Here is a 9,384-nt window from a genome sequence, read left to right as displayed (position 1 = left end):
GGTTGGATCCAGAGCTTCCTGCACGGGGCGCGGATCTTAACACCAAGGAAAGTGCGCAACTTTTTGCGCACATGGGGTCCAGGCCGCGGCTGGCAAGGGCTGGGCGATTTTGTAACAGGATTATTTTCGGCGTTTTCAATGCTCTAGCCGTGCTGAACACCGCCCTGTTGGCGGTTTTTTACCTAGGAAGGCAGGGAGGTTTGGTTTCAACAGGCGATGTGGCTGCGGCTGGGGTTGCTTCAACCCGACCAATCCGAGTAAGGTCCGCGCGCCGCTGCATCAGCGGCCCGGGATTGGCGTTCCGGAAAGGAGAAACAACTGAAAAAGCTTGAATGGCTTTCTCGTCGTATTGTTTCGTGAGGATTCTTCCGTGAAATCTGCAACCCAATCGCCAGCCCTTGCCCGCCTCCAAAATATCGTTCTACTGCTCGAAAATCTTGATTCTGATTGCTTGAGGGGCGGTGCCGTGCATGCGTTTCTGCTTGAGCAATTGCGCCATTTGCGCGAAGAGTATGTTTCGCACGCCGAAGTACGTTCCCTTGGTTACGTGAAACTGAACGCCGAAGAAAAAACGCTGGTAGAAAACCTGCGCTGGACCCGCCACAAAGGGCGCGACAAGGTGTACCGCCTGGCCGAGCGAATGCGCCTGCAAAAACCCTGGTAGCGCAAGGCGGCGTCCGGGCTCGCTGCGGTGTGCCGGGAACAGCGCGGCGCCCTGGACGCGGCCTGCGGCCGCTGCTACAGCAACCGCGTTACGCGGTGCGTGGTAGGAGCCGGCCTTGGCCGCGATGCAGACGACGCGATCGGCGAGCTGCGCGCGTCCCTGTAGCAGCTGCCGCAGGCTGCGTCCGGCCCCGCCGCGGTGTATCCGGTAAACGGTGGCGCCCATGACGCGGCCTTGCGGCCGCTGCTACAGGGCGGAACGTTACGCGTCGCGCAACAAATCCTCCGCATCCAGCAACCGGAACAATATCTCCGGCCTCTGCACCAACGCCCGCCGTATCGCCGCCGGTATCGCCTCGCGCGTTTTGCGGCACAGCCCCGGCTGTTCATCGAATTCGATCAGCAACCCGCGCGCGCTGCGCACTTCGTTGTGGCTGGGGCGGATGCGCACGCGGATGCCCAGCAACTCGTGCATGCGCCCGCACAGGCGCTGCAGGTCTTCGAAGCTTTGCAGGCTTTCCAGGCGCTCGAGCAGTTTGCGTTCCTCGAAGCGGGTGAGTTGCAAAATGCGCAGGTCGGCGCCGGGGTCGGCCAGCAGCTGGCCGTGCCCGCAGTTGCAGGCGGCCGGGGGGCAGGGTTGGCGGATCGGGACGGGGCTGGTCATGGCTCCAGCATAGCGGCTTGCACAAAACTGCGGAATGCTTGCTTCATCGTCCGGTTATAGCACGTCGGTCCAATAAACCGAGGCCTGCGCTGCTAAAGTCCTAGACTTGCAAATCGTACTGCCCGGCCAACGTAGCCCGGCAGGCGCCACCGTGATCGCTGTAATGAGGAAACACCATGCACACCTTGACCATCAATGGGCAGGCGCATGACGTCGACGTGCCCGACGACATGCCCCTGCTGTGGGTACTGCGCGATGTGCTGGGCATGACCGGCACCAAGTACGGCTGCGGCATCGCCCAGTGTGGCGTGTGCACGGTGCACCTGGACGGCCAGGCGGTGCGCTCCTGCGTGCTGCCGGTGAGCGCGGTGCAAGGCCACGCCATCACCACCATCGAGGGCGTCGGCGAGACGCCGGTGGGCGCGCAGTTGCAGCAGGCCTGGCTTGAGCACGAAGTGGTGCAGTGCGGCTACTGCCAGCCGGGGCAGATCATGGCCGCGGCGGCGTTGCTGCACAACCACCCCAAGGCGGACGACGAGCAGATTGTCACGGCGATGAGCGGCAACCTGTGCCGCTGCGCCACCTACACGCGCATTCGTGCCGCGATCAGAAGCGTCAGCCAGGCCTGAGGGTAACCCCATGAACTCTGCAAAATTCCCCGGCCCCGACCTGTCGCGCCGTGGCCTGCTCAAGGGCAGCGCGCTGACCCTGGGCGGCCTGGTGCTCAGCACCTGGCTGCCACCGCTGGTGGCCCGCTCCGCCGCGGCTGAAGCGGTGGCGCCCGGGCGCCCCGGTGCCACCCAGTTCGAAGGCTTCGGCGCTTTCGTGCAAATCGGCGAGGACGGCCGCGTGCGCGTCATCTCGCCAAAGATCGAGATGGGCCAGGGCGCCCAGACCGGCATCGCGATGATGGTCGCCGAAGAGCTGGAAGTGGGCCTGGACCAGGTGCAGATCCAGGAAGCGCCACCCAATGGCGCGCTGTACACCGACACCATCCTGCAGTTCCAGGCCACCGGTGGCTCGTCGTCCACGCGCTACACCTGGGAGCCGCTGCGCAAGGCCGGCGCCACCGCGCGCATCCTGCTGACCCAGGCCGCCGCCATTCGCTGGAAGGTCGCCCCCAGCCAGTGCCGCGCCGAACACGGCCAGATCCACGGCCCGCAAGGCCAGGTGGCCGGCTACGGCGAGCTGGCCAACGCCGCCGCGCAACTGCCGCTGCCCACCGACGTGCCGCTCAAGGCCATCGGCGACTTCAAGCTGCTGGGCACCCCGGCCCGGCGCCTCGACACCCCCGACAAGGTCACCGGCAAGGCGCAGTTCACCATCGACCTGCAGGTGCCGGGCATGCGCATCGCCTCGACCCTGACCTGCCCGGTGCACGGCGGCACGCTGAAAGCGCTGGACGAAGGCGACGCGCGCAAGGTGCCTGGCGTGCACGACATCATCAAGCTCAGCAACGCCGTGGCCGTTATCGGCGACCACTTCTGGGCCTGCCAGCAAGGCCTCAAGGCCCTGCGCATCGACTGGGACTACGGCCCTAACGGCGAAGGCCATTCGGCGCTGCTGGACAAGGCCTTGCTGGACGCCAGCGGCCGCGACGGCGTGGTCGCCCACACCAGCGGCGACATCGCCCAGGCCCTGGGCGCGGCCAGCAGCCGCTTCGAGGCGGTGTACCAGCAGCCGTTCCTCTCGCACTCGCCGCTGGAGCCCATGGGCTGCGTGGCCCACGTGCGCGCCGACGCCTGCGAGCTGTGGGTGGGCACCCAGGCGCCGGTGTTCGCGCAGATGGGCGCGGCGAAAATCAGCGGCCTGCCGCAGGACAAGGTCATCATTCACAACCAGCTGATCGGCGGCGCCTTTGGCCGCCGGCTGGAGTCGGACTTCATCTTCCAGGCCGTGGACATCGCCCGCCAGGTCGACTACCCGATCAAGCTGGTGTGGAGCCGTGAAGAGGACATGACCCACGACCTCTACCGCCCGCACTACGTCGACCGCATCAACGCCGCGCTGGACGACGACGGCCGGCCCCAGGGCTGGGACCACCGCATTGCCGGCGCCTCGGTAATCGCCGCCTTCGTCGGCGCGTTGCCGCCCAGCGGCGTCGACGCCGACGCGGTGGAGGTGGCCATCGAGCCCATCTACCAGCTGCCGCACCTGCAGGTGCGCTATATCCGCGAAGACCCGAAAACCATCCCCGTGTCCTGGTGGCGCGGCGTGGGGCCGTTGCGCAGCACCTATGTGCTGGAGTCGTTCGTGGACGAGCTGGCGCACCGCGCCAAGGCCGACCCGGTGGCCTACCGCGCCGGGCTGATCAGCGCACAGCCGCGGGCGCTGGCGGTGCTCAAGCGCGCCGCCGAGCTGAGCGACTGGCACACGCCGTTGCCCAAGGGCCAGGGCCGCGGCATTGCCGTGACCGCAGTGTTCGGCAGCTTCATCGCCACCGTGGTCGAGCTGGAAATGCAGGGCGAGCGCGCCATCAAGATCAAGCGCCTGGTGTCGGTGATCGACTGCGGCTTCGTCAACAACCCCACCTCGGTGACCTCGCAGGTGGAGGGCGGCACGCTGTTCGGCCTGTCGGCGGCGCTGTTCAACGAGATCCTGGTGGAAAACGGCCGGGTACAGCAGAACAACTTCAACGCCTACCGGCAGATCCGCATGAGCGACGCGCCGCCGGTTGAAGTGCACCTGATGCCCAGCCTGGAAAGCCCCGGTGGCGTCGGCGAGACCGGCGCGGTGCCGGTGGCGGCGGCCCTGGTCAACGCCTTGCACGCAGCCTCCAACGCCCGCGTGCGCCGCTTGCCCCTGAGCCGTTCCGGCTATTACACCGTTTGAGGATGGCTGACATGACGTTTATCAAAGTAGCCCTGGCAGCCACCCTGGCTGTGCTGGGCGCCAACGCCCAGGCCGCCGACCCGCAGTTGATCGCCAAGGGCGAATACCTGACCCGTGCCGCCGACTGCGAGGCCTGCCACACCACGCCCGGCGGCAAGCCGTTCACCGGCGGCCTGGCGTTCCAGCTGCCGTTCGGTACCCTGTACTCGCCCAACATTACCGCCGACGCCACCACCGGCATCGGCAGCTGGAGCGACGACGACTTCGTCAGCGCCCTGCAGAAAGGCGTGGGCAAGGACGGCAAGCACTATTACCCGGCGTTCCCCTACACCTCGTACACGCTGATGCCGCGCGAGGACATCCTGGCGATCAAGGCGTACCTCACCAGCCTGCCGGCGGTGAACCAGCCGCCGAAGGAAAACAGCATCGGCTTCCCGTTCAACCAGCGCTGGGGCATGGCCCTGTGGAACATGGTGTTCGCCGACGACAAGCGCTTCACGCCGGACCCTGCGCAGTCCGCCGAGTGGAACCGCGGCGCCTACCTGGTGCAGGGCCCCGGCCACTGCGGCGAGTGCCATTCGCCGCGCAACCTGGCCCAGGCGGTGGACACCAGCAAGTCCCTGGCCGGCGCCACCATCGGCAACTGGCAGGCCTACAACATCAGCGCCGACAAGCGCTATGGCGTGGGCGGTTGGCCCCAGGACGTGCTGACCCGCTACCTGGCCACCGGCGAGGCGCCCGGCTACGCCATGGCCGGCGGGCCGATGAGCGACGTGGTGGAGCACAGCCTGCGCTTCCTCACCCCGGATGACATCAAGGCGGTGGCGGTGTACCTGCAGGGCTCGCCGGCCCGTGCCGAGGGCATCGCGCGGCCGGCGGTGGCGGTCAACGACGGGCCGCTGCCGCCGGGCGATGGCCTGGGCCGCAAGGTGTTCGTCGACGCCTGCGCCGGCTGCCACCGCCTGGACGGGCAGGGCAACCAGACTGGCGTTGCGACCCTCACCGGGCTCAAGTCGCTGAACGATCCGGCGGGCACCAACGTCGTTGCCGTGCTGCTGGCCGGGCACTATCCGTTCACGTTCGGGTCGCAACAGAAGATGCCTGATTTTGCCCAGGCCTACAGCAACCAGGAGTTGGCCGCCGTGAGTACCTTTGTCTTGCGCCGCTTTGGCGAAACCGATGCCCGCATCACCGCCCAGCAAGTGGCCCGGAGCCGTGCCAGTGCACTGCATTGATGAGCTGCTGGGCGCCCTGGATGACGGCGCCGAGGCGGTGTTGGCCACCGTCGTCAAGGTCCAGGGCTCGGCCTACCGCCGGCCGGGCGCGCGCATGCTCATCCCCCAGGTGGGCGACCCGCGCGGCACGGTCAGCGGCGGCTGCCTGGAAAACGAGGTAGCGCGCAAGGCCTGGTGGCTGAGCGAGCAGGGGCCCAAGGTGGTGGCCTACAGCACGGCAGCCGATGAAGACGACCCGCTGGACGAGGCCGCGTTCAGTTTCGGCCTGGGCTGCAACGGCACGGTGTTCGTGTTGATGGAGCGCGTGCAGCACGACTCGCTGCTGATGCGCACCCTGCGCCGGGTGCGCGACCGTGGCGAGGCCTGCGCCCTGGCCACGGTGATCGCCAGCGACGGGCCGTTGCCGGTCGGCGCGCGCAGCGTTCTGGGCAGCGAAGGTTGGCCACAGGCGTTGAATGATCAGGTGCAGCAGGGGCTTGCATGCGTGTTGCAGCAGGGCAAATCGGCGCTGCGCCGTTACCGTGGCGAGTGGGGTGAAGTCGAGGTGTTCCTGGAATACCTGGCCCCGGCGCGCCGGCTGGTGGTATTCGGCGCCGGCCACGACGTGCAGCCGCTGGTGCGCATGGCCGACCTGCTGGGCTGGAAGGTCACGGTGGTGGACGGCCGTTCGCATTTCGCCCGTCCCGAGCGTTTCCCCCAGGCCCAGGCGGTGCTGTGCGCCCAGGCCCGCGAGCCGTTGCCGGCCAGCGTGCAGTTGAACGGCGCCGCCGTGGCCGTCATGACCCACAGCCTCACCCAGGATTTCCACTGGTTACAGGCGGCGTTGGGCAGCGGCGCGGCGTACATCGGCCAGCTGGGCCCACGGGACCGCACCGAGCGGCTGCTGGCGGACATGGACGCTGCGCACCTGCCCGCGCTGGACCGCCTGCATTACCCCATGGGCCTGGACCTGGGCGGCGACAACCCGGAAAGCGTGGCCATGGCCATCCTGGCCGAGATAGCCGCGGTGTTCAATGGCCGCGCCGGCGGGCCGTTGAAGGCGCGCCGGCAGGGCATTCATGACGTCGAGCCGTCGGTGCTGCACGAGGCGTCGTTGATTCACGAGACAAGCACTTGACTGCTTGATAGCATTGCGCCGCCACTGGGCAGACAGGGAAGTGCGGTGATGAGAAAAGCGTTGATCGTACTGCTGGCGCTGGCTGCGCCCTCGGCGTTTGCGACCGCCTATAAATGCGTTGCTCCCGATGGCGCGGTGGCCTTCGCCGCCACGCCCTGCGCGCCGGGCGCGGGCGAGAGCACCTTCGTGCCGCCCGCCAGCGGCAACGACCCGGCCGCCGCCGCCCGCCAGCGCACGGCCGCCGCCGCGCCGGCGCGGGTGGTGCTGGTGCGCACGGTCATCACCCACCAGGAACACATCACCTGGACCGTGCGCCACACCCGCGCCGCGCCGCCGCCCAGCGTCATTCCCTGACGCCCCTGACGCGGCCTCCGGCCGCTGCTACGGGAACCGCGATGCAGACGACGCGATCGGCGGGGTGCGCGCGTCCCTGTAGCAGCGGCCGCAGGCCGCGTCTGGAATCAGCGCTCGGACACGTCGATCCAGATGGTCTTGATCTCGGTGTACTGGTCGTGCGCCCACACCGATTTGTCGCGCCCGCCGAACCCCGACTCCTTGTAGCCGCCAAACGGCGTGGAGGCATCGCCTTCGCCGAAGCAGTTGACGGTGACGATGCCGGCGCGAATTTCCCGCGACAGCTTGATGGCGTTGCGCAGGTTGTCGGTGTACACCGACGCCGCCAGGCCGTACACGGTGTCGTTGGCCAGGGCGATGGCCTGGTCGATGGTCTTGAAGGTGGTCACCGCCAGCACCGGCCCGAAGATCTCTTCCTGGAACAGCCGGCTGTCGGCCGGCACGCCGTCCACCACCGTGGGCTGCACGTACACGCCTTGCTCGGTCTGGCCGCCCACGCGCACCTGCAGTTTTTCCACGCGCGCCTGTTCAAGGTAGGAGGCCACCTTGTCGAAATGCGCCTTGCTGACCATGGCGCCCAGGCGGTTGTCCGGGTCCAGCGGGTCGCCCAGTTGCCATTCGCGCAGGTGCACGGCGATGCGTTCGAGCAAATCATCCTTGATGTCTTCGTTGACAATCAGCCGCGAGGACGCCGAGCAGTTCTCGCCCATGTTCCAGAACGCGCCGTTCACCACGTGGCTGGCCACCAGGTCCAGGTCCTCGACGTCGCTCATGACCACGGCCGGGTTCTTGCCGCCGCACTCCAGCACGATGCGCTTGAGGTTGGAGTCGGCCGCGTAGTGCAGGAACCGGCGGCCGGTGGCGGTGGAACCGGTGAAGCTGACCATGGCCACGTCCATGTGCCGGCCCAGCGGTTCGCCCACTTCCTGGCCGCCGCCGGGCAGCACGTTGAACACGCCCGCCGGCACGCCGGCCGCGAAGGCCAGCTCGGCCACGCGCAGGGCGGTGAGGGTGGTCTCGGTGGCCGGCTTGACCACGATGGAGCAACCGGCCGCCAGCGACGGGCCGATTTTCCACGCCAGCATCAGCAGCGGGAAGTTCCACGGCAGCACCAGGCCGACCACACCGATGGCCTCGCGCACCACCAGGGTCAGGGCGTCGTTGCCCACCGGGGCGGTGTTGTCGTAGATCTTGTCGATCAGCTCGGCGTGCCAGCGGATCATGTGAATGGTTTCCGGCACGTCGATCAGCGCGCACTCGCGCACCGGCTTGCCGCTGTCCAGGCTTTCCATCACGGCCAGTTCGTCGGCGTGCTGCTCCAGCAGATCAGCGAAGCGCAACAGCACCTTCTTCCGTGCGCCGGGCGAAAGCTTGCTCCAGCGGCCATCCTCGAAGGCGGCCTTGGCCACCGCCACGGCGTGGTCCACGTCGCTGCTGTCACAGGCCACGACGTGCGCCAGCACTTTATCGGTAGCCGGGTTGGTGGTGGCGAAGGTCTTGCCCGAGCGCGACGCGTAGGGCGCGCCGTCAACGAACGCCTGGGTCGGCAGCACCAGGGTTTCAGCGATGGCCGCGTACTCGGCCTTGCTCAGCAACGCGCTCATTGCGCACCTCCGGTGATCTGCGCCACTTCGCGCTTGAGGTCAGTGATGACGTTCTTCAGCGCCTGCTTCTCTTCAGCCGTCATGGCCTGCAGCGGTGCGCGCACGCCGCCGGTGCTCTGGCCGTTGAGTTCGCAGCCGTATTTGATCGACTGCACGAACTTTCCGCTTTCGAGGAAATCCATCAGCGGCATGAACGCCGACATGATCCTGCGGCCCTTGTCGAAGTCCTTCTCCACCACGCAGGCCTCGTACAGCGCCACGTGCTCGCGCGGGATGAAGTTGGAACCGGCGCACACCCAGCTGCGCGCGCCCCAGGCGAAGAACTCCAGGGCCTGGTCGTCCCAGCCGCAGGACAGGGCGATGTTGGGGTAGTTGCGCGCCAGGAAGTGCAGCTGCGCCGGGTCGCCGGAGCTTTCCTTGATGGCCACCACGTTCTTCACCTGCTTGATGGCGGCGAAGTAGGCGGCGCCCATGCTCACGCCCATGCGCGCCGGGTAGTTGTACAGCATGATCGGCAGGTTCGCGGCGCGGTCCACGGCCTGCAGGTGCGCGGCGTTTTCAAGCTCGGTGGGCAGGGCGTAGGGCGGCGAACCCACCAGGATGGCGTCGGCCTTGATCTCGCGCGCGGCCTGGGCGTAGGCCACCGAGTCTTCGGTGCGGATGGCGCCGGTGCCAATCACCAGCGGCAGGCGGGTGCCGATCACGGCCTTGGCGTGGGTGGCCAGGTCCAGGCGCTCCTGGGCGGTGTGGGCGTAATACTCGCCGGTGGAGCCGCCGATGATGATGCCGTGCACCTTGGCCTCGATCAGGTATTCCAGGGTCTCGGCAAAGGCGTGGCGGTCGATCTGGCCGTCGGCGGTCAGCGCGGTGATGGCCGGGGTGTAGATGCCTTCGAAAGTCATGCGTGGTTCTCCT

General features: G+C 67.6%; 9 protein-coding genes. 5 read left to right on the top strand and 4 right to left on the bottom strand.

The window, feature by feature from the left end:
- Nucleotides 1-421: 421 nt before the first annotated feature.
- Together AC0Z2B_RS28870 and AC0Z2B_RS28865 are read right to left on the bottom strand one after the other, a co-directional pair.
- Complete coding sequence (locus AC0Z2B_RS28870) at nucleotides 422-889, bottom strand: hypothetical protein (protein ID WP_476301222.1); 468 nt, start codon at nucleotides 887-889, stop codon at nucleotides 422-424.
- 36 nt (nucleotides 890-925) lie between these two features.
- On the bottom strand, nucleotides 926-1,327 hold the full coding sequence (locus tag AC0Z2B_RS28865; RefSeq protein WP_416423699.1) for a hypothetical protein: 402 nt from the start codon (nucleotides 1,325-1,327) through the stop codon (nucleotides 926-928).
- Between the two features lie 176 nt (nucleotides 1,328-1,503).
- Between AC0Z2B_RS28865 and AC0Z2B_RS28860 the strand changes: the two genes are divergently transcribed.
- Genes AC0Z2B_RS28860 through AC0Z2B_RS28840 form a run of 5 tightly spaced genes read left to right on the top strand, consistent with a single transcriptional unit; the run spans nucleotide 1,504 to nucleotide 6,865 of the window.
- Entirely contained in the window at nucleotides 1,504-1,956 is a 453-nt protein-coding gene (locus AC0Z2B_RS28860) for a (2Fe-2S)-binding protein (protein WP_476301219.1), read from the top strand.
- Between the two features lie 10 nt (nucleotides 1,957-1,966).
- Entirely contained in the window at nucleotides 1,967-4,159 is a 2,193-nt protein-coding gene (locus AC0Z2B_RS28855) for a xanthine dehydrogenase family protein molybdopterin-binding subunit (RefSeq protein ID WP_476301217.1), read from the top strand.
- 11 nt (nucleotides 4,160-4,170) lie between these two features.
- Nucleotides 4,171-5,394, top strand: coding sequence for a c-type cytochrome (locus tag AC0Z2B_RS28850; protein WP_476301215.1), 1,224 nt, complete (start codon nucleotides 4,171-4,173; stop codon nucleotides 5,392-5,394).
- Nucleotides 5,381-6,511: an XdhC family protein gene (locus AC0Z2B_RS28845; protein ID WP_416423703.1), complete on the top strand. Its 1,131-nt coding sequence runs from the start codon at nucleotides 5,381-5,383 to the stop codon at nucleotides 6,509-6,511. Before AC0Z2B_RS28850 ends, AC0Z2B_RS28845 begins: the two co-directional genes overlap by 14 nt.
- Before the next feature lie 48 nt (nucleotides 6,512-6,559).
- Complete coding sequence (locus AC0Z2B_RS28840) at nucleotides 6,560-6,865, top strand: DUF4124 domain-containing protein (protein ID WP_416423704.1); 306 nt, start codon at nucleotides 6,560-6,562, stop codon at nucleotides 6,863-6,865.
- 107 nt (nucleotides 6,866-6,972) lie between these two features.
- On the opposite strand, the gene AC0Z2B_RS28835 is transcribed toward AC0Z2B_RS28840, so the two are convergent.
- Complete coding sequence (locus AC0Z2B_RS28835; RefSeq protein ID WP_476301213.1) at nucleotides 6,973-8,469, bottom strand: aldehyde dehydrogenase; 1,497 nt, start codon at nucleotides 8,467-8,469, stop codon at nucleotides 6,973-6,975.
- The gene (locus AC0Z2B_RS28830) at nucleotides 8,466-9,371 is read right to left on the bottom strand and encodes a dihydrodipicolinate synthase family protein (RefSeq protein ID WP_476301211.1); all 906 of its coding nucleotides are present in this window, start codon (nucleotides 9,369-9,371) and stop codon (nucleotides 8,466-8,468) included. The genes AC0Z2B_RS28835 and AC0Z2B_RS28830 overlap by 4 nt, the downstream gene beginning before the upstream one ends.
- Between the last annotated feature and the right edge of the window lie 13 nt (nucleotides 9,372-9,384).

It is taken from the genome of Pseudomonas sp. GYB4201 (assembly GCF_056312595.1).
Note: the sequence above shows the minus strand (reverse complement) of the source record. Positions and strands in the feature narration are given on the sequence as shown.